The 26,749-nt window shown below is 41.1% G+C and carries 24 protein-coding genes; 12 read left to right on the forward strand and 12 right to left on the reverse strand.

The window, feature by feature from the left end:
• Positions 1–15 precede the first annotated feature (15 nt).
• The 4 genes from ACT3RN_RS04055 to glnE form a co-directional block, all read right to left on the reverse strand.
• Entirely contained in the window at positions 16–1,107 is a 1,092-nt protein-coding gene (locus tag ACT3RN_RS04055) for a glycosyltransferase (RefSeq protein ID WP_192991850.1), read from the reverse strand.
• Positions 1,108–1,118: 11 nt separating this feature from the next.
• Positions 1,119–2,210, reverse strand: a complete 1,092-nt coding sequence (locus ACT3RN_RS04060) for a glycosyltransferase family 8 protein (RefSeq protein ID WP_192991849.1) — start codon at positions 2,208–2,210, stop codon at positions 1,119–1,121.
• Positions 2,211–2,534: 324 nt separating this feature from the next.
• The gene (locus ACT3RN_RS04065) at positions 2,535–3,464 is read right to left on the reverse strand and encodes a branched-chain amino acid transaminase (protein WP_192991848.1); all 930 of its coding nucleotides are present in this window, start codon (positions 3,462–3,464) and stop codon (positions 2,535–2,537) included.
• A gap of 190 nt (positions 3,465–3,654) precedes the next feature.
• A complete protein-coding gene (gene glnE, locus ACT3RN_RS04070; RefSeq protein ID WP_192991847.1) occupies positions 3,655–6,525 on the reverse strand; it encodes a bifunctional [glutamate--ammonia ligase]-adenylyl-L-tyrosine phosphorylase/[glutamate--ammonia-ligase] adenylyltransferase in 2,871 nt (956 codons plus the stop codon).
• A 220-nt stretch (positions 6,526–6,745) separates the two neighbouring features.
• Here glnE and tusD point away from each other — a divergent pair, with 220 nt between their 5' ends.
• The 4 genes from tusD to ACT3RN_RS04090 all read left to right on the forward strand — a co-directional run bounded on the left by tusD (position 6,746) and on the right by ACT3RN_RS04090 (position 8,289).
• Positions 6,746–7,162 carry a sulfurtransferase complex subunit TusD gene (gene tusD / locus ACT3RN_RS04075; protein ID WP_192991846.1) on the forward strand — a complete coding sequence of 139 codons (417 nt, stop codon included), beginning with the start codon at positions 6,746–6,748 and terminating at the stop codon, positions 7,160–7,162.
• Between the two features lie 88 nt (positions 7,163–7,250).
• On the forward strand, positions 7,251–7,574 hold the full coding sequence (locus tag ACT3RN_RS04080) for a hypothetical protein (protein ID WP_192520149.1): 324 nt from the start codon (positions 7,251–7,253) through the stop codon (positions 7,572–7,574).
• Positions 7,575–7,597: 23 nt separating this feature from the next.
• Positions 7,598–7,927 carry a hypothetical protein gene (locus ACT3RN_RS04085; RefSeq protein WP_192520148.1) on the forward strand — a complete coding sequence of 110 codons (330 nt, stop codon included), beginning with the start codon at positions 7,598–7,600 and terminating at the stop codon, positions 7,925–7,927.
• The gene (locus ACT3RN_RS04090; RefSeq protein WP_192520147.1) at positions 7,924–8,289 is read left to right on the forward strand and encodes a TusE/DsrC/DsvC family sulfur relay protein; all 366 of its coding nucleotides are present in this window, start codon (positions 7,924–7,926) and stop codon (positions 8,287–8,289) included. Before ACT3RN_RS04085 ends, ACT3RN_RS04090 begins: the two co-directional genes overlap by 4 nt.
• A 158-nt stretch (positions 8,290–8,447) precedes the next feature.
• On the opposite strand, the gene ACT3RN_RS04095 is transcribed toward ACT3RN_RS04090, so the two are convergent.
• On the reverse strand, positions 8,448–9,008 hold the full coding sequence (locus tag ACT3RN_RS04095) for a tRNA (cytidine(34)-2'-O)-methyltransferase (protein WP_192520146.1): 561 nt from the start codon (positions 9,006–9,008) through the stop codon (positions 8,448–8,450).
• A 258-nt stretch (positions 9,009–9,266) separates the two neighbouring features.
• Between ACT3RN_RS04095 and ACT3RN_RS04100 the strand changes: the two genes are divergently transcribed.
• Positions 9,267–9,407, forward strand: a complete 141-nt coding sequence (locus ACT3RN_RS04100) for an entericidin A/B family lipoprotein (RefSeq protein ID WP_101204419.1) — start codon at positions 9,267–9,269, stop codon at positions 9,405–9,407.
• A gap of 306 nt (positions 9,408–9,713) precedes the next feature.
• On the opposite strand, the gene hemW is transcribed toward ACT3RN_RS04100, so the two are convergent.
• Entirely contained in the window at positions 9,714–11,033 is a 1,320-nt protein-coding gene (gene hemW / locus ACT3RN_RS04105) for a radical SAM family heme chaperone HemW (protein ID WP_192520145.1), read from the reverse strand.
• Between the two features lie 251 nt (positions 11,034–11,284).
• On the opposite strand from hemW, the gene ACT3RN_RS04110 reads away from it, so the two are divergent.
• From ACT3RN_RS04110 to accC, 4 genes are all read left to right on the forward strand, one after another.
• Positions 11,285–11,758, forward strand: a complete 474-nt coding sequence (locus ACT3RN_RS04110) for an EVE domain-containing protein (protein ID WP_192520144.1) — start codon at positions 11,285–11,287, stop codon at positions 11,756–11,758.
• Positions 11,759–12,078: 320 nt separating this feature from the next.
• Positions 12,079–13,446: an MATE family efflux transporter gene (locus ACT3RN_RS04115; RefSeq protein ID WP_192991845.1), complete on the forward strand. Its 1,368-nt coding sequence runs from the start codon at positions 12,079–12,081 to the stop codon at positions 13,444–13,446.
• A gap of 412 nt (positions 13,447–13,858) precedes the next feature.
• Positions 13,859–14,287 carry an acetyl-CoA carboxylase biotin carboxyl carrier protein gene (gene accB / locus ACT3RN_RS04120; protein WP_192519744.1) on the forward strand — a complete coding sequence of 143 codons (429 nt, stop codon included), beginning with the start codon at positions 13,859–13,861 and terminating at the stop codon, positions 14,285–14,287.
• A 156-nt stretch (positions 14,288–14,443) separates the two neighbouring features.
• Positions 14,444–15,799 (forward strand): acetyl-CoA carboxylase biotin carboxylase subunit, encoded by a 1,356-nt coding sequence (gene accC / locus ACT3RN_RS04125; RefSeq protein ID WP_192519745.1) that lies wholly within the window; start codon positions 14,444–14,446, stop codon positions 15,797–15,799.
• Positions 15,800–15,943: 144 nt separating this feature from the next.
• Here the strand turns inward: accC and ACT3RN_RS04130 are convergent, their stop codons facing one another.
• Both ACT3RN_RS04130 and leuA read right to left on the reverse strand, forming a co-directional pair.
• Positions 15,944–16,564: a hypothetical protein gene (locus tag ACT3RN_RS04130; RefSeq protein ID WP_192519746.1), complete on the reverse strand. Its 621-nt coding sequence runs from the start codon at positions 16,562–16,564 to the stop codon at positions 15,944–15,946.
• A gap of 251 nt (positions 16,565–16,815) precedes the next feature.
• On the reverse strand, positions 16,816–18,600 hold the full coding sequence (gene leuA, locus ACT3RN_RS04135) for a 2-isopropylmalate synthase (protein WP_192519747.1): 1,785 nt from the start codon (positions 18,598–18,600) through the stop codon (positions 16,816–16,818).
• Positions 18,601–18,817: 217 nt separating this feature from the next.
• Between leuA and ACT3RN_RS04140 the strand changes: the two genes are divergently transcribed.
• Positions 18,818–19,306 carry an Lrp/AsnC family transcriptional regulator gene (locus ACT3RN_RS04140; RefSeq protein ID WP_192519748.1) on the forward strand — a complete coding sequence of 163 codons (489 nt, stop codon included), beginning with the start codon at positions 18,818–18,820 and terminating at the stop codon, positions 19,304–19,306.
• On the opposite strand, the gene ACT3RN_RS04145 is transcribed toward ACT3RN_RS04140, so the two are convergent.
• The 4 genes from ACT3RN_RS04145 to ACT3RN_RS04160 form a co-directional block, all read right to left on the reverse strand.
• Positions 19,303–20,616, reverse strand: a complete 1,314-nt coding sequence (locus ACT3RN_RS04145) for an ABC1 kinase family protein (protein WP_192519749.1) — start codon at positions 20,614–20,616, stop codon at positions 19,303–19,305. The two genes, ACT3RN_RS04140 and ACT3RN_RS04145, sit on opposite strands and share 4 nt — an antisense overlap.
• Positions 20,617–20,706: 90 nt before the next feature.
• A complete protein-coding gene (locus ACT3RN_RS04150; protein ID WP_192519750.1) occupies positions 20,707–21,501 on the reverse strand; it encodes a HesA/MoeB/ThiF family protein in 795 nt (264 codons plus the stop codon).
• Between the two features lie 64 nt (positions 21,502–21,565).
• Positions 21,566–22,471, reverse strand: a complete 906-nt coding sequence (prmC, locus tag ACT3RN_RS04155; RefSeq protein WP_192991844.1) for a peptide chain release factor N(5)-glutamine methyltransferase — start codon at positions 22,469–22,471, stop codon at positions 21,566–21,568.
• A complete protein-coding gene (locus tag ACT3RN_RS04160) occupies positions 22,468–24,435 on the reverse strand; it encodes an AmpG family muropeptide MFS transporter (protein WP_192519752.1) in 1,968 nt (655 codons plus the stop codon). The genes prmC and ACT3RN_RS04160 overlap by 4 nt, the downstream gene beginning before the upstream one ends.
• Positions 24,436–24,848: 413 nt before the next feature.
• Here ACT3RN_RS04160 and ACT3RN_RS04165 point away from each other — a divergent pair, with 413 nt between their 5' ends.
• Complete coding sequence (locus ACT3RN_RS04165) at positions 24,849–25,433, forward strand: HAD family hydrolase (protein WP_192519753.1); 585 nt, start codon at positions 24,849–24,851, stop codon at positions 25,431–25,433.
• Between the two features lie 159 nt (positions 25,434–25,592).
• Positions 25,593–26,522, forward strand: a complete 930-nt coding sequence (locus ACT3RN_RS04170) for a LysR substrate-binding domain-containing protein (RefSeq protein ID WP_192519754.1) — start codon at positions 25,593–25,595, stop codon at positions 26,520–26,522.
• Positions 26,523–26,749 lie beyond the last annotated feature (227 nt).

The following is a 26,749-nucleotide window of genomic DNA, read 5'->3' on the forward strand; positions in this document are numbered from 1 at the left end:
TTGACTCTTTTTTCATTAGGATTCTAAAGTCTGAAGATATTTTTGAGCAACACTATCAGGTAGCAAACCTACGTCAAAGCTACTACTAAAGCTTTCAGGACTTTCACTAATCTCATTCAATTTAGCAGATAAACTCTCTATATCACCTACCTTCACTAGGTTACTCTCAGGAAGAAGCTCTCTTGGTCCAGATTCACAGTCTGTACTTATAACTGGCACACCTAAAGCCAAAGCTTCCGCTATTACAATGCCAAACCCTTCATAAATTGAAGAAAGCACCATCGCATCAGCATTAACTATCAAAGGATAAGGGTTCGGCTCAAACCCACAAAATATAACCTTATCTGTGACACCTAGCTCACTGCAGAGGTTTTCACATTCTTGTTTAAGCTCTCCCTGCCCTACCAGTAGCAATGGTTTTCTCTGATGACTCCTCGCATAAGCCTTTATCAAGTCCATATGATTTTTTTGAGCCTTAAACTTTCCGACATGAATGAGATAACCCTGCTTGAGTAATGGATACTGAGTGATTAATTTGTGTAGTATATCCAACTGCTTAGCAGATTTTAAAATAAACTCTCTATCAATTGGATTATGAATAGCTGTAAGTGAGCTTATCTGTTTGACTATACCTTCGAAGTCCTGCTTCACACCTTGACTAACTGCTACAATGTTCTGATTTGAATATACGTTTTGTAGCGCTTCATTCGTTAAATAGGTATGGATACTCTTTTCCTTAGATAAGGTGTTATGTATTACAAACAACTTATTAGGCAACTTACTATATGCTAGGACCTGATCCACCTGCCATAAATTAGATATCAAAAGCGCAGGTGTATCAGTAATATTATTTTTTACATATTTATCGAACACTCGAGCAAACACCTTATTTCGGATATACTTAGGCATCCATCGATAAGACTGATAAGATAAAAAATGCAAATGAATATCTGATACTTCATAGTCAACTTGATTTTTGAAGCAAACAATATGAGGTTTATAGCCTAGCTGTTTAAAACCTTCAGCAAGCGTCAATACAAAGCGTTCAGCTCCTCCGCCTTGTAGGCTAAATATTGCTAGAATGACCTTATTTTTTTTCAGAGTCATATGCCATCTCTTTACTTAGTGAAAATATTTTTATTCACGTTTTTTATTGCTCCTTCAACGCTATTATTTCTATATAGGTCAAATTTAATATTTCTAATAAAAGTACTCCAAGGTTTTTTGATATTAGAAATGGTGGTTGATATTTTCTCTCTATTAGCACTTTCGTACTTGGGGTTAAGGCTACGGATTTGAGCATGTGTTTTCAGCGGCTGAACTATTTCTGGAAAGTTTTCTGTTAGAAACATCTTGTACTGCGGTACATAGGGTTGAGTATACTCACAATCAAACATCCAAGGTTTATTACGACTAATAAAATGAATAATATAAGGCTCTACCTTCTTTATTAGCCTATAGTTAGTTTCATGCAGCTGCCAATTAAATTCAAAAGGAATGACTGGCATTTCACCCATAAAGGCTATATTTATTGCAGACTGATCATGACATCTTAAGTTTGAGCTTTTATTAAAAGCAGCTTCAAAAACCCTTTCAACTAAACTATATTTTATACAGTTTTGGACATCAAAAACCAACACGCCTGAGTTTCTATATAAATGGTTACCTTCATGATATACACGAAGATAATCTAGTATTTTGGGTGTAACACCATTCTTAATTTTAGAGTGCCTATTAACTTCGGTAATATCAGGTGCTGCTGCCACGCAGAAATCACTATCAAAATCATCGCATAAGAACATTAAGTCTTTAAAAAAAGGCTTGTTAATATATACATCTGCATCTAAATAAACAATTCGCTCATACTCTTCAGCGAAAACATGAGGCAAAAAAACCCTGTTATAAGCAGCTAGTGATAAATGATCAACAGGTAAGCTATCCATACCTGTAGCATTAAGCTCAATGAATCTAATATCTAAGCTTCTAAAGCTTTCTGGAACTAACTTAAGGTCCGGTAAACAAATACATATATCAAAAGAACGCTCTTTTTCTTTATTTATTATTTGTTTTGCACAAAATAACGAGTAAGCTAGATATCCCTCATCAACACAGAATACAACTGCATTCTGAAACTTATTTATACTATTATATTTTTCAACCTGACAATATATCGAACCATTCAACGTCTTTATTGATAAATTACTGATCATAAACTTCCTCTTAAATACTTTTCACTGGTGTTCATTGCTCTTCCATATTATTAGTGCGTTATACATAAACAAACCCACCTCTCTAAATAACTAGCATAAATTAATATGTTTTTATGAGTTTTATTACAAATCGAAGTAGTTACATTATGAATACATATATTTAAATCTATATTATCTACTTACAAGAGTACAAACCCATTTAATAATAATTATAATGTAGCTAGTAAAAAGCTGAGACCTGCAACCTACAGAACTCAGCCTTTCTAGAGCTTCAGTTTGTTTTTAAATAATATTAAACCTTATGATTAATTAGATATGAAATTATCAATCAATAAAACTTAACCAATCCATATACTGCTCATTGCGACCATGTACCACGTCAAAATACAAGGTTTGCAGCTTCTCAGTTAATGGACCACGGCCCCCATTACCGATAGTACGGTCATCGTATTCACGAATCGGTGTGACCTCAGCAGCCGTACCGGTCATAAAGATCTCGTCCGCTAAGTAAAACTCATCACGAGTGATGCGACGCTCGACGACTTTGATACCTAAGTCATCAGCAAACTGAATGATCGTACGACGGGTGATACCGTCAAGCGCACCACCGCCCAAATCTGGTGTATGTAGTACGCCGTCTTTCACTAAGAATAAGTTCTCGCCAGCGCCTTGGCAGACATACCCTTGGGGATCCATTAGGATGGCTTCGTCATAGCCATTGCGGGTGACTTCTTGGTTGGCCATGATAGAGACAGGATAGTTGCTCGAGGCTTTGGCTTTACACATGGTCACATTGGTCATGTGGTGGGTAAATGATGAGGTTTTGACACGGATACCGTTTTTGATGCCTTCTTCACCAAGATAGGCGCCCCAGTGCCATGCTGCGACCATGGCATTGATACTGTTATCACGTGATGATAGGCCAAGTTTTTCTGCGCCAACCCAAATCAGCGGACGGATATACGCCTCTGCCAAGTTGTTTTGTTTGACCACGTCTTTCTGGGCTTGCTCAAGTGCCGCTGCGTCAAAAGGCACATCCATCTGAAAAATCTTCGCTGAGCCCATCAAACGCTCAGTGTGCTCTTTTAGGCGAAAAATCGCTGTACGGTTGTCAGCAGTTTGGTAAGCGCGAACCCCTTCAAATACTGCCATGCCATAATGTAGGCTATGGGTCAGTACGTGGACGCTGGCATCGGGCTGCTCGATCATCGTGCCATTCATCCAAAGCTTACCTTCTTGTGTTGCCATATTCATTTTATAGTCCTTATGCTAGCGCTGACGTCTAACTTTTTTAAGTAGGTTTTGTTTAACAGTGATTATCAACCATATATGATACCACCACCGCATCTATTTTTATGGTAAAAAATGCATCTTGGTTGTGAAAATTGGTTTAAGAAAACCAATTGTCAATTTTTTATAAGTAGTTTGTACATTGTCTCAATGCTCAAGGCGTATCCTCGGCATCATCCACCCCCATCAAGTGCTGCCACTGATCTTGCACCAGTGCGCGCGTTTCCTTCCATAGCGATTCATCGACCAATAGCGACTGCTCGGATAGTGCCAACTGATGGGTGGCCGCGCGTATTCTGAGATAAGCATCGGTCAAGTCTTGGCAAACTTGCGCTTCCCAAATTCCTAGTAATGCAACCTCTTCAAAAATCCGAACGTTGTCGCTCCATTTGGTCAAGCTTGGGTACTCATGTGAGTAGGCCAATACGGCAAACTGTGCCAAAAACTCAATATCAATGATGCCGCCAGCATCTTGTTTCAGATGGAATTTACCAGCGTGCTGTTTCCACTGGCTGGTGCCTAGATGCTTTTGCATTTTAATACGCATACTGGTGACTTCACTACGCACTTGCTCTAGCGTACGCGGTAATGCCAGCACATTTCGTCGAATGTCATAGAAGCGCGCCATGACTCTTTTATCTCCACAAACTCCCCGCGCCCGCACCAATGCCTGATGTTCCCACGACCAGGCTTTATCCATCTGATACGTCTCAAAAGCATTACAAGACACAACCATCATGCCTGCATTACCTGAAGGGCGCAGACGCATATCAATCTCATAAACACGACCATCTCGAGTTTGCGTATTGAGGTAGTTCATCAATTTTTGTACCAAGCGCGCAGCGAACTTCATACCGCTTACAGACTTTTCACCTGTGGTCATGCCTTGTTCTTTAATTTTATGTAAAAACACCAAATCCAAGTCTGAAGAATAGGACAGCTCTAACCCGCCAAGTTTACCATAACCAATAATAGCAAATCCACAATTGGCTTCAGTCACAGGGTCGCCGTCTTGGCCAATAGGATAGCCATAGCGGCTGACAATCTCTGAAAAAGCACGCTCTAATGCTGCCTCTAATACCACTGCTGCGATATAAGTTAATGAATCAGATACTTTCATAATAGGACGTTCAGCCAATATATCGCTAGCAGCCACCGCCAATATTTGGTTCTTTTTAAACAGTCGTAAGACGCTGAGCAGCTTTTCTTCATCATGAGGTTCTACACGTAATAACTGTTGACGCAGAATATCACGCAGCTCAGCCTTATCAGGTAAATGATGGTAGCGCTGCTGTAAGAAAGTATCTAGCAGTACAGGATAGTGTGCCAACTCTTTTGCAATCCAAGGACTCGCTGACAGCATCGGAATGAGTTCAGTTGTTGCATTTGGGTTTTCTGCAATCATCACTAAATAAATAGAACGGCGACAAATCGCTTCGAGTAAGGAGATGAGACGTGGCAACGCTGTGTTGGCCAATTGCTGCTGATCTTGATGTGCCAATAGCGCATGGACAATCACAGGATATGCATCATCTAAACGCTCTCTTGCTTCGTCACTTAAGTTTCCGACCAGTTTTGACTGCCAAAAGCTTTGTAGTAGCTCACGGTTTGTTTGTGTGAGCACTTTGTTTAAGCGTGTAATCTGCTCATCAAGATCTTCTGGCTCAAGGCTTTCATCGTCTTGATCTGGTACTTGCCGTTCAATTACCATCTTCTCAAACGGTACATTTACATTATTTCGATGCTGATTGAGTGTGTGCAACAAGGCTTTCCAATCCTCAAAACCCAATGTGATAGCCAGATTATGTTGCCAATGTGGATCATGTGGTAAGCGTTGTGTTTGCTGATCATTAATCGCCTGAATTGCATGCTCAAGTCGACGTAAAAAGCGATAAGCTGCTTGTAGATGCCTATAAGTTACAAGCTCTAAATACTTGAGCTTATATAATACCTGCATCGCTTCTAGACACGACTTCACTTGTAATTGAGAATGCCTACCACCATAAATCAACTGAAACGCTTGTACGATAAATTCAATATCCCTAATGCCACCTGCGCCAAGTTTGATATTATCCAAATCTTCACGTTGTGCCACTTGGTTTTGGATGAGAGATTTCATCTCTCTCAATGCTGAAAAAGCACTGTAATCAACATAATAGCGAAAAACAAATGGCTTAATAAGCGCTTGCAACTCATCATAAAACGGTTGTTCTAGCTGCCCTACCACACGCGCTTTTAGCCATGCAAAACGTTCCCAAGCTCGTCCATGTCGACAAAAATACTTTTGTAGTGCTGACAGATGAATAGCCAAATCACTACCATCGCCCCATGGACGCAGACGCATATCAACACGAAAGACGAATCCATCTGCTGTGTTATGATCCAACAACTTGATAATACCTTGACCAAGCCTAGTCATAAAACGCTTGTTATCTATGCTACGTGTGCCTTTGGCTTTATCTCCATTGGTTTCACCCAGTGCCTGATGCACAAAGATAAGATCGATGTCACTCGATAAATTCAGCTCATGAGCACCAAGCTTACCCATAGCCATGATAGCCATATCATCAATTTGAACCTGACCTTTATCATCAATAAAAGTCGGTTCGCCATATTGGTCAATCAAGTTTTGATAGGTATAATCTTTAGCAAACGAGATACAGCCAGCTGCAAACTCAGAGAGCTCATCAGTTAATTGCTCAAGTTTAATCATCTGCAAAGCATCTTGCCATATCCAACGCATCATAAGTAAGGTGCGCAAATGACGTAACCCTCTCATCACCTTAACTTCATCAGCAAGTTGATAATTCTCATCCAACGTATAGTCTTGTATCAGATCGTCAATCTGCTGCCGCGTTAAAGTCTGATCTAATGGGTAACTTCGTAAAAACGTTTGGCAAGAGACTGTGCGTCTCTCCCAAATCTGATATGCAAACTCGCTAGCTGTTTGCAATACTTGCAGCTGATCTGCTGTAGGCTGACTATCTGTACCATGGATCTCACGTGAAGACGTAGCAGGTAACATAGGTAAATAAACTCCTTGCTTGGAATGATAAGACTACGTGAACCTAGCGCATAATATTAGTGTTTTTTCTTATGAGGTAGTTACCGCATCGGACAACCATACTAATATATGCCAGTATTTAATATAAAACCACTTTTTTTAATAACACTGACTCTATTTGCTTTTGAACGCTTTATGGTAGCATAAACCACTTTAGCATTAATGACTGATAAGACTTCCTATGGCAACCACGACTCCTTTACTCCTGATTACCGCTGACCCTAGTCAGCCGCTTAACGCTCTAGCGCTACGCTATGCTCATGCCTATCTCAAAAACATCTCAAATCAGGAAGATACAAATAGTAATAAAAAATTAAATGTCTTTTTTTACGGCGACGGTGCCCATACCGCCAACCGCTTACGATGGCAGTCAGCAGATCAGGTCGATTTGACCAAAGCATGGCAACATCTTGCGGATCAGTATCAATTGTCACTGCCAGTCTGTGTCAGTACCGCACTTAGCCGCGGTATTAGTGACACAGACAACAGTACACGCCATCAACTCAATGGTGATAACCTTGCTACTGGCTTTTCACTAGTCGGATTGAGTGAGCTTGCTATGATGATGCAAGATAACTGTCGTCTGATACAGTTTTAACAGAACACCGTTTTGAGACAAACCTCTTAGATAACCTAACCGTGACGATAATAAACCGTCAAGCGACCAATCAGATTAGGATTTAATCATGAAACTATTAATTCAGTTGCAGACACCGACTGAAATAGCCAGTTACGAAGGCTGTGCACTCGCCCTAACACTGGCGACCTTTGGTCATGAAGTGCAACTATATTTGGATGCCCCTGTCTTTGGCCTACTGATGCAATCTGAATCACGTTTGCATGGCATGATTCAATCACTGGAGCTATATGATATGCCAGCGGCTTGGTTACCTGATGATGTCTTTAGTGGCTGGGTCACTGGCATGCTACCAACCGACCTGGCCTCACAACTGACCCTGATACCAGAAATCGTCAACTCACAAGATTTTGAACAAATACTGACTTTTTAATTGATCAGATAGGATTAAAGTAAATGGCAACGTTATATCAATTACACAGCACAATAGACACACTTAGACGCAGTGTCGATGAGATGTCACGTACATGGCACTCAGGTGACAGCATTGTATTACTTGGCACGACCGTCGCTTTTATAGACTGGCTAGACGCCTATCTGGGCGATATCAATATTGAGGATATTGCTGGTATTTACGCACTGGCCGATGACATCTCACAACTATCTGTTGATACAACTGACAAACTGAGGTTGCCTAGCAAGCTAAGCGGCGTCTTAACAGATAATGAATGGGTCAACCTGACTCAAGACAAACAATTTGATAAAGTCGTGACTATTGCCTTATGAATAACGATAATGCTACTACTCCTACAAAACCACCTCATGACATTGAAATTAGTGTTGAATTAGATCATGACGGTCATCTGTGTGACCATACTATCTGGACACCTGATATCGCACAGCAGCTGGCTGACACGCTAGACGTACATTTAGAGACCGAGCATTTAGAGGTTTTACAGCAGGTACGAGCGTTTTTTACTAAATTTAATCATGCGCCCGCAACACGGCCGCTGATAAAATGGCTACAAAAAACGCTACCTGAACACGATATTAGCAATCAAAAATTACAGCAGCTATTCAAAACAGGTTTGGTCGCCCGTCATGTCAATCGTCTAGCAGGTTTACCAAAACCGCCTAATTGCTTGTAACACGCTCTATAGTCGATTCAATTTAAAAGTAGTACCAAGCGATCGAGTGTAGACGTATATTTAATGCTTCAAACGAGGCTAACGCTATAATCATTTTATGCTGTAGTCATTTTATGCTTTAATTGTTGTATAGCGCAATGACGATAACATTGGCAACACTATTTTGGATCGTATACCGTCAACGTCTCATAACCCACGCTACGTCCTTCATCACCACCAAATCCTTGCTGACGCCATATTTCATATAGACATATCGCCACGCTATTTGACAAGTTCAAACTGCGTGAATCGGCTAGCATTGGTAGTCTCAACCAATTATCACTACCAATGTCTGCTCGTATATCATCTGCAAGACCTGCCGTTTCTGAGCCAAACACCAATGCGATATTGGGCATCAATGCCACATCTGATGACCCACTTGCCTGCTGCCCACTAAAATCATAATCGTAAAATGGTTTACTCAATTTGGTGGTCAATGCCGTAACGACATGACAGTCAGCAGTTTGCAATGCCTGTCTGGCGGCCACCCAATCATCATGTACTTGCAGATGTGCATACTCATGATAATCCAAACCTGCACGGCGTAGTTTTTTATCATCAAGCTCAAACCCTAACGGCTTGACTAAGTGCAATTGTGCGCCACTATTGGCACACAAGCGGATAATATTACCCGTATTACTAGGCATTTTGGGTGCTACCAATACAATATGAATGGTCATGCTAACTACTCCGTAAGTGGTCAAGGCTTATTATTTATGTTTATTGTCAATGAGTTATCGAAAGTTACAGTTTACTGCCAATAATTACATTTTGATACTGTGCAACGTTTTTAACTTTCACTATGATGTCTGTAACGGATAGCAAGATAGTTATTACTTATAATTATCTCTCTATTCAATAAACCCTCAGTAAGGCTTAAGCAAAATGCTTAACACCACTGTTATTATTTATAAACAATTTATTTTGAGGATATTATTATGAAAAAAGTAATCATCGCATCTTTGACAGCTATGTTTGTACTAACTGGTTGCAACACTTTTAAAGGTTTGGGTCAAGACGTATCAAGCGCTGGTAATGCAGTTACTGGCGGCGCACAAGACGTTCAAGATAAAATCTAATTATTAATATATAGTTGAGTTCAAATAATTTCGATACAAGGAAACCGAGTGCAAGCGATACATTAGTATGGTTAGCGAGGATGACGATGTAGCGGATTTATCTGGATTTGACTATAATAGATTTTTAAAAGGCTTATCATTTATTTGGTAAGCCTTTTTTATTGATGCTTATATTCCACTGATTTTTTCTGAAAGGCTATCAATATATAAAGTAAAAATGGTAAAAAACAACCAAGTGTAGATATGTATTAAATCACTCAAACAAGCTTAACACTGTCACATTTCTATAGCGGATAAACTATAACACTATAAAAACTCTCTTAATATCTGATTGAGATAACGCTGTCCCAATTCTGTTGGCTGTAACCACGCCCTACTGTCTGTCAGTAATCCTTGTGCCACCAGCTTATCTATGGATGAGGCAATGTCATCACGCTTTCGTCCTGTTCTCTCTTGAAATAACGACCAAGCAACGCCGCCATGTAAGCGCAGCGCATTTAGCATAAACTCACTGACCAGCTCATTATTGTCAATTTTTTTCCAACCGACCATTTTGGGTGCATTTTCATTTGCTTTAGAGCAATCGGTAACATCCTGATAGCTCACATAATCTTTAGGCAGCCGTGACTTGCTAAAACGGTAAATACCAGCATCTACTAACCTTTCATTTTCATTCATTTCTGATGCGTTATTCGCTTTATGACTCATCGTTGTTCTGCGACTAACGGTTACTTTGCCATGAGCACCCGCACCAATGGCAAGATAATCACCGAATTGCCAATAATTGACATTGTGACGGCACGGCTGATCAGATCCACCTGCCCAAGCGGACACCTCATAATTGTGATAGCCCAGTTGTTGCAATAGCGTCTGACCTGCTTGCTCAATATCTGCCAAATTGTCTTCGTCTGGCAAAATAGGCTGACTACGATAAAATACGGTATTAGGTTCTATCGTCAGTTGATACCAAGAGATATGAGTTGCACCTGCATCATGTGCCATTTGAATATCGTTTAATGCTTCAGCCATCGCTTGCTGTGGCAACCCATGCATCAAATCGACATTGACACGCTCAAACCCAGCAGCGCGTGCAGCATGAATCGCAGACAACGCCTGATCAGGATTATGTATACGTCCCAATGCTACCAATTTATCAGCAGCAAAGCTTTGCACACCTATCGACAAACGGTTGATACCGACGTCTAAATATTGCGCAAAAGGCGCATGCTCTAATGTGCCTGGATTGGCTTCCATGGTGATTTCTATATCATCAGCAAACTTCAAGATACGTTGCAAGCCAGAAAATAGTCGCCGATACTGGGCAATAGGTAATAGCGATGGCGTGCCACCACCGATAAATATCGAGCTAATTTCTCTTTTTTGGGTTAAAGGCTGCTGCATGTTCGCGTCTGATAGCAATGCATCGACATACTCATCATACATCGATACCTGACTATCTATCGGCAGCTCATGCGAGTTGAAATCGCAATAAGGGCACTTTTTTACACACCACGGAATGTGAATATATAGCGCTAATGGAATAGCACTGACTTCTATCGCATTGGCAGTAGTGTCATTAGAGATGTCTATCTGCTGTAAATCGTTAACGATATTGATATTTGACATAAAAATATTTATCTATAAGTACGTTGCTGCTGTCATTAGCAGAAAGTAGCGCTAGGATAACGGCTAAACTCATTAAAAAAAAGACTCTCTTAAAGAAAATCCCTGCAATAACAAAACCAGTAACAAACACTCATACTAACTACGCTTTCTTATTGGCAGAATGGCTACCACTAAAACGACTGTCACCGGCTAACGGCTGATTAATGTTCAACACACCCTAACAAAACCATAATAATTAACAGGATAATAATATGGCTTACTGGTTAATGAAATCCAATCCAAAGTTTTTTGGTATTAATGACTTGCAACGTTTGGGCACAGATGGCTGGGATGGCGTACGTAATTATCGTGCTCGTAACTTTATGCGCGATGATATGAAAGTCGGTGACCAAGTGATTTTTTATCATTCTAGCGCCAAACCGTCAGGTGTGGCTGGCATCATGACTATTAGCAAAGCGGGATACCCCGACCCGACTCAGTTTCATCCTGAACATCGCCATTACGACCCTATCGCCACCGAAGAGGAACCACGCTGGTACATGGTCGATGTTAAGTTTGAACATGCCTTTACCGATGTTATACCACTCTTAGAGCTTAAATTTTTACCAGCACTCGAAGACTCGTTATTACTGAGAAAAGGCTGTCAGCAGCTCACCGTTATTCCGCTAGAGCCAAAGCACTGGCAAGCGATTATGAACATGGCTGAAACACTAGAACTAATATGATCCAAGTTCATATTTACCTTTCTCTATGATGGTCTATACCGACTACCATTGGACACTAGTAAAACATTGACATTATAACCCAGCTTCTTTACCATCGTATTTATTTATGACCTGTTAATCTCCTATTTAGATTAACGGGTTATTTTTATTTTAGTGCCTTCGTTTTTGTTGTCATACTTCACTTATATGAGCTTGCGCATATGATGTATCGGAGTATTATCGTCGGCACTACTCCTACCGTCCTATCTCACTATTACTATATTGATGGCAGGTGTTGCTCATTCATAATAAATACCGTAAAAAATAAAAAGTTGCTCACTATGGTTTTCCCATTATCCTTTAGAGATTTTAAAAGCTACAGCTTACGCTTAGGTGTGCTCGCACTACCTATCTTAATTACTCAGTTTTGCCAAGCAGCACTTGGCGTAGTCGATGCCATTATGGCAGGTCAAGTCTCTGCGCTCGATTTGGCAGCAGTTGCCGTCGGTTCTGGTATGTGGCTACCTCTATTTTTGTTGGCCACTGGTATTTTAATTGCTACCACACCACTCATTGGCGAAGCAATCGGGCAAAATGATCATAACCGAGTACCTCATATCACACAGCAGTCTTTATGGACAGCTGGTGTCATTGGTATTGTTGGCTTTATCGTGGTTAATTTAGCTCCAAATATGCTGGGAATAATGGGCGTACCTGAAAACATCCAGCCAATAGCCGCGCAGTATCTTCACGGTGTGTCGTTTGGTTTCCCCGCCCTAGCCGTCTATGCGGTACTACGCAGTTATTGCGAAGCACTTGGTCGACCTGAACCAGTCACTGTCATTAGTGTCATCGGCTTACTAGCAGACATTCCGCTGAACTATATTTTTATTCATGGTTTGTTCGGCATGCCTGAGATGGGCGGCGCAGGTTGCGGCGTTGCAACGGCCTTTGTGCTATGGATAAATGTACTACTGCTTGCTGCTTATACTAGCTTCACAAAACGGCAGCAGTTTGCTAGCACACGATTCTTTTATAGTTTTGCTAGTCCTAACCGTGCACAAATTAAAAAACTGCTTAAACTGGGTATTCCGATTGGTATCTCTATATTTTTTGAAGCCAGCTTATTTAGTTTGGGCGCATTGGTCATCAGTCCACTAGGCGAGATAGCAACGGCTTCGCATCAGGTAGCACTGTCAGTGACCTCCCAACTATTCATGATACCCATATCAGTCGCCATGGCGCTGACAATCATGATATCCAATCGTTTTGGTGAAAAAAACATTATGGCTCTGCGACAAGTGCAAGCCACAGGCTTAATTTGGACAGTGTTGATTGCACTCACTTGTATGCTTGGTATTTGGCTGTTTAGGCCACAGCTGGCAGCGGCATTTACAGACAATCCTATCGTCAGGGCACAAGCCATGCACCTACTTATCTTTGCATTGGCTTATCAATTGTTTGATGGTTGGCAAGTCAATATCGCTGGTATATTGCGTGGCATGCAAGACACCACCGTGCCAATGTGGGTCACACTATTTTGCTATTGGCTAGTGGCGTTACCACTCGGTATTTACTTAGTACGCTTTACTGACGTTGGTGCTCAAGGGTTTTGGATGGCATTAATCACAGGATTATTTTTATCGTCCATCCTGCTGACTTTACGACTGCGTTATCAACAAAAACGCTTAACAGCAAAATGGGCTTAATATCTTTCTGTAAACCTAGGGTGTGCCCTCATTTTAAAAATGGTGATAAAAATAAGATAAATCGCCGTTAAACGAGGAAAATAGTGCAGGTAATATCAAGATATTGACCAACTATTTGACGATGTTTGGCAAAATTTAGCTATTTTTAGCCCATTTAGAGGGCACTCGTTTGAATTTAGGACATGCCTTAGTATCTAGTAACCATTACTAGCGCTACTTGGTTACATAGACTATGATAAATCCTTGTATAATTCTTACTCGTATAATAGCTTACGTCATAATATGTAAAAAAATTCAGTTAACAACTGTACATCGATTGCTCATTTGCACGAATATAGGTATCATTAGCAATTATCTACACAATATTTAGTTACACTATTTCTCGAATTTAGTACAAGGCAAAATTAAAACTATGGATATTGAAAAAATACGCACTCTGATCGCACTCATGGAAGAAAGTGAACTGGTTAACTTAGAAATCAGCTCAGACGATGAACACATTAGTTTGACTCGTCACTACGACGCCCCTGCTCCAACGATGATGGCTGCACCTGCAGCAGGTGCTGCTCCCGTTGCTGCTGAAGCAAAACCAGCTGTCAAAGCAGGTAGTGTTGAGACATCACCGATGGTTGGCGTTTATTACTCAGCACCTAGCCCTAATGACCCACCTTTTGTCAAAGTAGGTCAAAAAGTACAGGCTGGTGATACGCTTGGTATTATTGAAGCCATGAAAATCATGAATCCACTTGAGGCAACTCAAAGTGGCATCATTGATGAAATCTTAGTCGATAACTCTGAAGTGGTACAGTTTGGCCAACCTGTCATACGCTATAAAGCGTAACGATTGTTTTTGCCACACTTTATATCACTATAATTGAGGTTTCATTATCATTTGGCATCTAAATTTAAGCTATATTGCACTGACAATAATAACTTAAATTCACGATGCCAAAGTAACGACTCTATCAATGACTGCCGCTTCGACAAGGATGACCCCATGATAAAAAAACTGCTCATCGCCAATAGAGGTGAGATTGCCCTACGTATCGTTAGAGCTTGTAAAGCTCTTGGAATAGAGACTGTAGGTGTTTATTCCACAGCTGATGCAAACTTGATGCATTTACGTTTTGTTGATGAGGCAATCTGTATTGGTAAACCTAATGCCAATCAAAGCTACCTTGATATCAATACTATTTTAACTGCTGCTGAAATCACTGGTGCCGACGCCATTCATCCTGGCTATGGTTTTTTATCAGAGAATGCTGAATTCGCTGAACAAGTTGAAGAAGCAGGTTTGACCTTTGTAGGCCCAAACGCTGATCATATCCGCTTGATGGGTAATAAAGTATCCGCTATTAACGCCATGAAAAAAGCAGGCGTGCCGACTGTACCAGGTTCTGTTGGTGCTGTGACGCTACATAATGCTGAAGAGCAAGCACGTAATATTGGCTTTCCACTATTGATTAAAGCTGCAGCTGGCGGTGGTGGCCGCGGTATGCGTGTCGTTGAACGCTTTGAGGAGGTTATCGGACAAGTACAAGCTGCTAAACAAGAGGCAGAGTTGTGGTTTGGCGATGACACTGTTTATATGGAACGCTATCTACAGAATCCACGCCACGTAGAAGTACAGGTGCTTGGTGATGGCAATGGCAATGCCATCCATCTATATGATCGTGACTGCTCATTACAGCGTCGTCATCAAAAAGTCCTAGAAGAAGCGCCTGCACCAGATATTCCAGATGATGTACGCGAACCTATCTTACGAGCCTGTGTAAAAGCGTGCGAGCTTGTGAAGTATCGCGGTGCAGGTACTTTTGAGTTTTTATTTGAAAATAACGAGTTTTTCTTTATTGAAATGAACACTCGTGTACAGGTCGAGCATCCTGTGACCGAAATGATTACTGGTATTGATGTGGTCGTTGAACAGCTAAAAATCGCTGCAGGTTATGGTTTATCTTACCGCCAAAGCGAAATTGATGTTCAAGGTCATGCCATTGAATGCCGTATCAATGCTGAAGATCCAGCGACTTTTATGCCTTGTCCTGGTACTGTCAATCAGTTGTTTGCACCAAGTGGCTCAGGCGTTCGTTTTGACTCGCATTTGTATCCTGGATATGAGATACCGACATATTATGATTCATTAATAGGCAAGCTTATCTGTCATGGACAGACTCGCCAACAAGCGGTATCAAAAACACTACATGCACTAGATGAATTGGTAATCGAAGGTATCAAAACCAATATACCAATGCATCGTGATGTTATTTTAGCCGATGATAACTTTGTTCACGAAGCGCAAAACATTCATTACCTTGAAAGAGAGCTTCTAACCACTAATAAAGAAAAATCATAATTTATTGATATAAATAAAAAAAACCGTTCCTTCATTAGGTAGCGGTTTTTTTTATTATATGCAGATAGATTTCTTATCCTATTTATGATTCACAATCAATTAGCGTGGTCGAAAAAATACGTCCTCGCAAGTGATTATAAATCACTATGGCAACACCTTATGAAAATTCATAAAGCATTCGTTTCCTTCTGGATCTGCACACCACTGCATTTGGTTGCCGTCATGATTTAAAAAAGCAATCAACGCCTCACCGCTCTGATCAATCTGATTACCAGAACAATCTACTTCATTATTATCATAGACAGTGCTAATAGCGATAACTGGCAAACCTTCTTCTCGGTGTGTGACTAAATAACGACTATACGTCCATTCTTCACCACTCACCGCCCACATTTCATTGTCAGCACCAAAGTTATATAACTCACGGCACTGAGTTGAGTCTTTAGTAGAAGCACTCGTTTTTGTATGAGCAGTTGGTGGAATATCAACAATACGCCTTTCGCTTTGTACCAGAACACCATCTTCTGTACCAGTCTTTACGTCAGGCTCGACACTCTCTGTCTGCTGAGTAGCTTCTAACGTGTCTTGTCTAGCTCTAGCTTCGTTGGTCATTGTGATCGGACTATCCAAGTCTATCTCCCACTGTCCTGCAATAGCCGGACTGATATGCGTGGTAATGGTAGGCTTAGTCACAATTTCACCATTCGCAGGTACCGAAGCCAAAATAGATGCCAATGAAAGTGAAGCAAAAGATATAGGTTCCATAATTAACCTTATGTTTATATTAATATAATAATAGGTGCTATACACATTAGCGTAAGTCTTAGACAGCAAAAACACAAGTAATATTATGCTATTACTCTTGGCAGTCTATGCAGCTCGAATGTAGGTTATCTTGAGATAGTGTGGTCTCAAACTGCTAAGCTTTTTCCTATACAAAAAAAACATCACCGCTTCTTGCTTGTAGAAAAAAAGCGGTGATGTTTTTTGCTGTATTAAACGAATGCCTTTTGATATTACGCGGCGATACTATTGGCTGCTTGAGCAAAGGCTGATAATGCACCTTTAAGCATAGCCGATACAGTACTGCTACAAGTACCAATCCCTGAATAAACATCACCATCAATATTTAACTGTATATAAGCCGCTGCATTGGCATTGGTTTTGTTGTCGCTATTGGTATCATCATCGATACCATCACCACTATTGTGCTGCGGATTGATTGCATGTTCAGCATAATTAATGACATGTATCGACTTACCAGTATGCTGAGCAATACCATCAATGAATGATGACAATGGTCCATTACCTTTCCCAGCAATATTGATGGTTTCGTCGTTCATCTGCACTTGACCGTCAAAGCACACTGCTCCGCCTTTGTTATTGACGCTATAGTCTAGTAGCTCAAATTCACCTTGCTGCAAATACGTGCTTTCAAAAGTTTGTAATATTTCATCATTTTGCAACTCACGTGCAGCACTTTCCGCTTGCTTTTGCACCACACCGCTAAAGTCAATTTGCATCCAACGTGGTAAGTTAAAGCCATAATTGCGCTGCAAGATATAAGCGACACCACCTTTACCAGACTGACTGTTGATACGTACCACATCTTGATAGCTACGACCAATATGCGCCGGATCAATCGGTAAGTAGGCCACATCCCAAACATTTTCTGTTTCATCTTGATGCTTTTCATTGTAGTCAAGAGACTTTTTGATAGCATCTTGATGTGAGCCACTAAAGGCGGTAAATACTAACTCGCCGACATAAGGATGACGCGGATGCACAGGCAAATTATTACATTCACTGACTACCTGAACAATATCACTCATATTACTGAAATCAAGCTCTGGATCGATACCTTGGCTAAACAAGTTCATCGCCATTACCATGATATCCATATTACCCGTACGCTCGCCATTACCAAGCAACGTACCCTCAATACGATCGGCACCAGCCAACACACCAAGCTCAGCCGCAGCAACCGCACAGCCACGGTCATTGTGCGTATGCAAACTAACAATCACATGCTCGCGCTGAGCAAGATGACGGCAGAAATATTCAACTTGATCGGCAAAAACATTAGGCGTAGAGGCTTCCACCGTCGCTGGCAAGTTAAGAATCACTTCCTGACCTGCTTGTGGCTGCCATACGTCACAGACGGCATCGCAGACTTCTACTGCATACTCGGTCTCTGTTTGACTAAAGCTTTCTGGCGAGTATTGGAACACCCACTCTGTCTCAGGATATTTTGCCGCATACTGCTGCAATAGTTTGGCACCTGCAATCGCAATTTCTTTAATCTCAGCTTTGTCTTTACCATATACTTTTTCGCGTTGAATGCGGCAAGTTGAGTTATACACGTGGACAATAGCACGCTTCGCGCCTTTTAATGATTCAAAAGTACGAGCAATCAAATGCTCACGAGCCTGCACCAAAACTTGCAAAGTTACATCATCAGGCACATGATTTTCTTCGATAAGCTTACGAGCAAAATCAAACTCAACCTGTGCCGCTGATGGAAAACCAATCTCAATCTCTTTAAAACCCACATCTACTAAGGTTTTAAAAAAACGCATTTTTTGTTCGATAGTCATTGGATCAATGAGTGCTTGGTTACCATCACGCAGATCCACACTTGCCCATATCGGTGCTTTCTCAATTGTCTTACTCGGCCAAGTACGATCTAGTAACGATGGTGCAAAGGCAAATGGACGATATTTTTTATAATCAAAAGCGGCATTTTTTGGTGTGGTCTTTGCAGTCGTAGCGGCTACAGTGCGCGTGGCTTGGTCAGACATAATCAATCCTTAAATGGTATGGGAATTTATGTTTTTAGCTAAATGGTAGATGACTCGGGTGATCTGCCTCATACGAGATAACCAATGTTTATGTGATTATAATATCAAAGTTCATGAAACAGAAATCGGCTTTATTTTATATAATTTTAGGTTATTTTAGTGAAATCCTATGCAATAGTAATTATAATTAGCTAAATCCTCTAATAAATCCAAAAATATGCTAAACCATCATTTTCCTCAACCTTCTTTAGCCGATATAGATGAGACCGATAGAAAGTTATTACGCTTATTACAGACACAAGCACGTATGAGTGTGACCGAGCTTGCGGAACACGTGAACCTTTCGGCCACACCTTGTGCCCGCCGTATTAAACGCTTAGAGGATGCGGGCGTTATCACTGGCTATTACACCAAAACAGATGCGCAAAAGCTTGGTTATCCATTGGCCGTATTTATCGCGATCAGTATGGATCGTCATACTGCTGAACGCTTTGAACAATTCGAGTCCAAAATACAGAGCTTTGAAGAAGTCGTTAGCTGTAGCATTGTCACTGGTCGTACCGAAGACTATCTTATCAAAGTTAGAGTACGCGATATGACACATTATGAAGAGTTTTTACTACATCGGCTAAACCGTATCGAAGGCGTCGCGCAAGTACATACCAGCTTTGAATTACGGGAAGTATTTAGCCGTAGCGTAGTTTAGGCTTGTCCTAACATTTGCACACGCTGATCACTGAACATATCCATATCTGGTGCAAGCGTACGCATGAACCGATCAAAATACAGCATCTGCTTGGTCAATAACGCAAAGTCACGTGGAAAATGAATACCATGACGCTTACCCACTTCCACAATCTCAAGCATCATTTGATTCAGCTCATCGGCTTGCTCTTTACTATTAAAAGGTACGCCACTGGTAAAGGCTTTATCCTCTGCCATGATAGTCTTCATCATACGCTGTAGGTCATCGCCCAGTGCCACGACATCGACCTGATTGCCACCATGCGTCATTTCCATATCAATCATATGTTGCGCCATTGCTTGATAGTCGCTGTCTTGCATAGCTTGCATCATACCCATACATGCCCGCCAGCTTTCTGCTTTTAGCTTACCAACGATACCGAAGTCTAAAAATCCAATGCGGCCATCTGTCAATAGCATCAAATTCCCTGCGTGCAGGTCAGCATGGAAACTATTACAAAGCATTAGACTAGCAAACCACGTATTTAACGTGTCTGCCATCACTTGTGCAGGATCAGCGCAGTACTGACGCATTAATGACTCCTCTACCATGGAAACACCATATAGACGGCTCATGGTCAGTACACGCTTAGTCGTCAACGCGTCATAGACCGTGGGCGCTGTCACACGAGTGTTACCTGATACGGTCAAAAACTGCTGAAAATCGCGAATGTTTTGCGCCTCAGCGATAAAGTCAGTCTCAGCTAACATACGCAAACGAATCTCATCGATAATTGGCGCAATGCTGGCAAACTTCATCGATGGCATCAGGATTTCAAGCAATTTAGTCACACCATGCAGTACGCCTAAATCCGTCTGCATAATAGTTTCAACGTTAGGCTTTTGTACTTTTAATACCACTTCATCACCATTGTGCAATCGTGCGGCATGCACTTGGGCAATAGAAGCGGACGCCAATGGCTCCGGATCGATATGGGCAAACCTATCATCAAGCGTCATGCCATCAACGGCCAACTCTTCTTTTAATACTTGCTCGATATAAGCATAAGACAATGGCGTGGTTTGATCCAAACAGCTCTGAAATGCCTTGACATAATCACGTGGAAACAAAGACGGCGTACTCGCAATAAACTGGCCAATTTTGATATAAGTCGTACCCAATTGTTCAAAAGTGTCTTTTAATAGCATCGCGTCAGGTTTTTCACCTTTCGCTACTCTGAGTGCAGACAGACCAGCGACACTCGCAGTTTGGCGAACACGATTGACAACATTGAATGTATGCTTTAATAAATGCGGACGGTGAATTTTCATAAGAAACAACTATGGTGATAGAAAGGATATTTTAGAATAAATGCTGATGTCATTAAATATTAGCGCAGTAGTGCATACAGTAAGGAGATGCTAATGACTGCTACAAACAGGACACTCTTTATCTTGTCGATAGCCCATTAATCGCTGCTGCATTTGGCTACCATCCCATATGAGCAGCTTGTTTTTCAGTGGATTTTTGGTTAATCCAAGGTATTGTAGAGCGGCATTGGCTTGTAAATTTCCCATAATCGCAGTCGTACTAGCAAGCACGCCTGAGTTAGCACAAGTACGCTCATCAGATTCTGTATCACTCACAACTGAACCAAACACGCAATGATAGCAGCCAGTGTTCAAATGTGGTTCATACAGTGCTAACTGACCTTGCATCGCAATTGCCGAAGCAGACAACAATGGAATCTGATAACGCACACTAATACGATTGATCACATCACGTGTGGCAAAATTATCCGTACAGTCTAAAAGCAAATCAGGCTTTACTGCTGCCATGTTGAGCAGCTCGTAGGCATTGTCTTCTTTCAACCGCGCCACTGCACCGCAAGCCGTAATCAATGGATTAATGCGCGCTAACATTTGCGCTGCTGTCAGTGCTTTATGCTTACCGATATCTTCGGGTAAAAATAGCGTCTGACGCTGTAAATTACTGGCCTCAATCACATCATCATCGATTAGCTCAATATGCCCAAGTCCTGCACGCACTAGCGTCTCAGAAGCAGGACAACCTAGACCGCCCGCTCCGATCATAACCACACGAGACGACTTCAGACGTATCTGAGCATCAATATCCCAGCCATCAAGCAATATCTGCCGCGCATAACACAACAGTTCTTCGTCTAGCAGCTGCCCTGCCTCTAATGAGAGTGCCATATTTAACCCTTATCCACTACTATTCCAAACTTATTATCAAACAAATTTATCTATACAAGCCTACTTACTGAAACTGTCCAAGCGTCACACGGTCATTATTACCGTAGTCTTTTACCGTATGCACAGACTCAAAGCCATTATCCAGAAACAGCTGTTGAACAGCAGATCCTTGGTCAAAACCATGTTCAATCGCTAATAACCCACCTACACGCAGATACTTCGGTGCCTGTTCGACAATATTTATTATATCCGCCAGTCCGTGATTAGGTGCGCTTAACGCACTAATAGGTTCAGCAACTAAACTAGCCAAATGCTCATCCTCTTCATCAATATAAGGTGGGTTGGACACAATCACATCGAATAATTGACTATCATCAGTCGGCAGACTCTCATACCAACTGCTCTGTATAAACTCAATATCAGCAACGTTATTGATAGCCGCATTGTGCTTAGCGACTTTTAATGCTTCTAACGACAAATCAACCGCGACCACTTGCCAGCTATCGTCTGTAGGACCAAGATTTTTTGCCTTTAGCTCATGCGCTAGGCTGATTGCGATGCAACCTGAACCAGTACCTAAATCCAGTAAACGTTTCTGTCTATTGTCATCATCCATACTCTTTGGCTGAGCACTTATTCCATTTAATACTTGTTCAATCAACACTTCTGTGTCGGGTCTAGGAATCAACGTATACTCATTGACAGTAAACGTGAGCGACCAGAACGCTTGCTGACCCGTCAGATATGCAAGCGGTATTCCTGCCTGCATCTTGGTCACACCTGAATTGAACTGCGCAAGCTCGCTGTCTGTTAGTTGATAACCTTCATCTGTGATTAGCGCTATCACAGGCTTATCAACGACATACAATAACCAGTCCGTTAGCCAAAACGATGGTAGTTTGCTGTTTGCAGCCTCATTCGTCAATTGCTGAATGTGCTGCTTTATCTGACGAATGGTCGATGCGATCATATATAGTTCTTAAAAATAATGTACATAACGAATAATGAGATAAAAACCAAAGACAACCATCGATCTGAAACACGTGGCCGCTCTTTAGAGCTATCCAATTTTGAGTTAGCTTTAGTTAATTTATTACCACCACTATTATCACCCTCATCATCGCCATAAATATCATCGTTGTCACCAATGACGATATGCTTATCGACATAGTAAATCAGCGCCAGAATCGGGATACCAATCGCAAAGGTAAAGATAAAGAAAAATGGATAGCCCATGTTATCGACGATAGCACCCGAGTATCCGCCCATTACTTTAGGAATCAACGTCATAAGTGATGAGAAAATAGCGTACTGAACTGCTGTAAAACGTATGGAGGTCAACGCTGATAAGAAAGCAATAAACACTGCACTAGCAAGCCCTGCTGCTAAGTTATCAAATATGACCGCAACATACATAAATGGCAAACTGCCTGGATTGTAAGTAAGTAGCACAAATAACAAATTGGTCACACACGCAAGAATCGCGCCAATCATCATGGCATGCATCATACGGAAACGCTGTGCTAATAGCCCACCTAAAAACCCACCCGCAATCGCCATAATCACGCCGACGAGCTTCACTGCGTTGGCGATATCTGTTTTACTAAAGCCCATGTCTTGATAAAAGACGTTGGAGATGACACCTGCAACAATATCTGAAATACGGTATAACCCAATGAGCGCCAGTAATAAAAATGCCTTTTTACCATAGCGTCTAAAGAAATCTAAAATCGGCTCAACCCAAGTGGCCATCGCTACTTCTTTTTTGACCAACCCTACTTGTACGAGTGCATAACCTGCAGCCATCGCCACACCCAAACTTATCAGCAGATGTAATGTTTCTACAAGGAAGCTAGAAAACGCGCCTTCGAACTCTGGAAATAATGGTCCAATCAAGACATAAGCCATGATAAACGCGACGACAGAGAATACAAACAGCAATACCAATCTTACGTAATCTTCGCGAGTTTCAGCGACTAATGGAGCTTTATTGATAATTTTAGGTTGGTTGATAATGAAGTACAACAGCAATAAAGGCGCACAAGCAACCAAGGCCAAAAAGTAAAACTTAATCGCTGGCATGGCCATTAATGGTATTAGCGCTAGGGTACTGCTGAATACTTTGTTGATCACAATATTGATTAGATATATCAAACTAAAAATCAATCCTGGTATTAATAGCAAACCAGAATAAATCAAGAACACCTTAAGATTGCTCTTCTGCTTTTTGTGTTGCAACGTCTCAGCCGTTGGCTCATAGCTGGCAAATGTGGTCAATACCCCTAACGTCATGACACCTGCCATGATGTAGTAAGTATTACGCCATGCCTCATAACTATAAAAAGTCTCATTCGAGCCAAAAAAATCTGCCAAATATAATGCACCTGCCCCTGCGACAATCATACCAATGCGGTAACCTGACACATAAACAGAAGACAATATAGACTGCATCGATGGCGGCGCAAGTTCGATGCGATATGCATCGATGACAATATCTTGGGTTGCAGAAGAAAATCCTAATAATACGGCAGCTCCTGCCATATAAACTAAAACAGCTTCGCTTACAGGATTCACATTGGCCATTAGGAAAATAGCCAGAACGATAAGTAGCTGTGATACCACCATCCAACTGCGTCGACGTCCCAACCACTTAGTCAAAAACGGTACAGGTAACGCATCAATCAATGGTGCCCAGATAAACTTGAATGAATAACCGAGCGCGGCCCAACTAAACATGGTCACAACGCCACGATCGATGCCAGCTTCTCTGAGCCATAATGACAAACTAGAAAAAATAAGCAGTATGGGAATACCTGCTGAAAAACCCAAAAACAACATAATCATGACACGTGGGTCTAAATAAGCTTTCGCCGCTTCTCCCCATGATTTTTTGGCAACTGGCTGATTGGGCGGCACAGATTTGACAGCAGACATAATAACTCACCAACACTTGAGAAAAAGAACACAACCGCGCACAATTTTTATCAATCATTACTGTCCATCATTGATATCGATTATTAACAATAAGGATCGATAAAAATTGCTTTACGTTGTAAAAATACGTTCATTAGAACAAAATTCAATTATGGTACTTCAGAACACCTAGCTTGACTAGACATTCTAATAATATTTTTCTATTCAACCGACTATATAGTCCAAGAGCTCTAAAATGGGCACAAGGCTGCCGACTGCAGATCGTACAAGTAGTATGTCTAAGGAGACTAATGCCGTAGTGGTTGAGTAGTTCACCGACTATAGTACGAAAGAGCTATACAACAACTGTCTAAGTAGACGCTATGTGTAAAAAATTAACATGACCCATGCCCTAATAATACGAGATAGCACCTATGGATATCGCTTTATTTGATTTTGATGGCACTATTACCCACACAGATACCTTTACCAAATTCTTATTATTTGCAGCACCTAAAAGCAGAATTAATACAGGTAAAGTCATCTTATTACCAACTGTTGTGAAATACAAATTAGGTCTATTACAAGGTAGCGAAATTCGAAAAAAGGTCTATCACTTTGCTTTTAAAGGAAGGAGTGAACAACAGCTTAGAATAAAAGGGGAAGCCTTCTCTGAGTTGATAATACCTCGTTATGTCAGACCTAATGCTTTTGAAAAAATAAAATGGCATCAACAAAAAGGTGATGTCGTCGTTATTGTATCGGCATCTCTAGACTTATATCTCAATCCATGGTGTGTCAAACATGGATTGGATTTAATATGCACTGAAGTAGATGTCGCTGACGGTATATTGACAGGCAACTATATCAATGGTGATTGTAGCGGAATAACAAAAAAGCAGTTAGTTGAACACAGATACAATCTGAGTAATTTTAGCACTGTATACGCATACGGAGATACGCCAGAAGATAACGAGTTACTCAGTCTGGCAGATGAAAAATTCTATCAACATTTTTGAATACTTAAAATATATATTCCAAAAAAGTATAAATTGATAGCTATTTATTATATACAAGAATAATAGCTTTGTTTTACACTGTTTACTTATCGCATGTTTATACATATTTATTTTATGTATACAGACGGATTTTGTATATTTAGATAATAGGATTAGGTTATGGCAATCGACGTAGTAGTCAATCAACGACACTTACAAATTCAGCTCAAACAGCTGGAGACAGTATGGCACACGGTGATTAATGGCTATAACTTAAGTCAGGCAGCTATCGTACTGCATACCAGCCAATCAAGTCTATCTAAACATATAGCGGCACTTGAAAATCAGCTAAAAACGGAAGTTTTTGTCCGTCAAGGCAAACGACTAACAGGGCTGACAACCATGGGTACAGCGCTCATGCCTCACATTGAGGCCATCTTCGCTGAAATTCGCACCATTGAAAACCTTAGCCTTGATTTTAATAACCCAAATATTGGCACGCTCACCATTGCAACTACTCATACACAAGCACGTTACGTGTTGCCGCAAGTGGTTAAAGAGTTTAAAGATCGCTTTCCTAAGGTTAATCTGATACTTCAACAGGCAGATCCTGAAACCATCGCACAGATGGTGATCCGTGGGCAAGCTGATATTGGTATTGCAACTGAGTCCCTACTACACAATAATTATCTACGGTGCTATCGCTATTATGATTGGACGCATCGTGTCATTGTGCCAAGCGATCACGAACTTGCTAGCCTAGAATCTATCGATTTACCGACCCTTGCTAGCTATCCAATCGTTACTTATCACGGCGGTTTTACTGGACGTGGAGCAATTGACAAGACTTTCTATGAGGCAGGGTTAGAGCCTGATATCGTACTAGCAGCACTGGATGCTGATGTGATTAGCACCTATGTTGGCCTTGGTCTAGGTATTGGTATCATTGCCGAAATGGCATTTGAGCCGAGCCATTATCAGAACTTAACCGCGATTCCAGTGGACCACTTTGGTCGCTTTACCAGTTGGATGGCGGTACGTGATGATGCAGAAATTCGTCAGTATGGGCGTGCTTTTATGGAGCTTTGTCAAAAACAGTTTAGCCAGTAGATTGATTTAATAACGTTCTAATACCATTCACAAAAATTAGAGTAGCAAGGAAAAAGAGTGCAAGCACTACACGTTGTAGGCTAAGCGATTTTGACACAGCTAATCGTATTCTTATGAATGGTATAAGCTTGAAAAGGACCGTTTCAAAAAGTAAATAATAAAAGGCATCGCCATCATTGAATAGCGATGCTTTTTATTGTTACTCGTACCAACACTTACCTTTATAT

Source organism: Psychrobacter sp. AOP5-GZ1-6, from assembly GCF_052376345.1.
In the GTDB taxonomy this organism is placed as follows: Bacteria; Pseudomonadota; Gammaproteobacteria; order Pseudomonadales; family Moraxellaceae; genus Psychrobacter.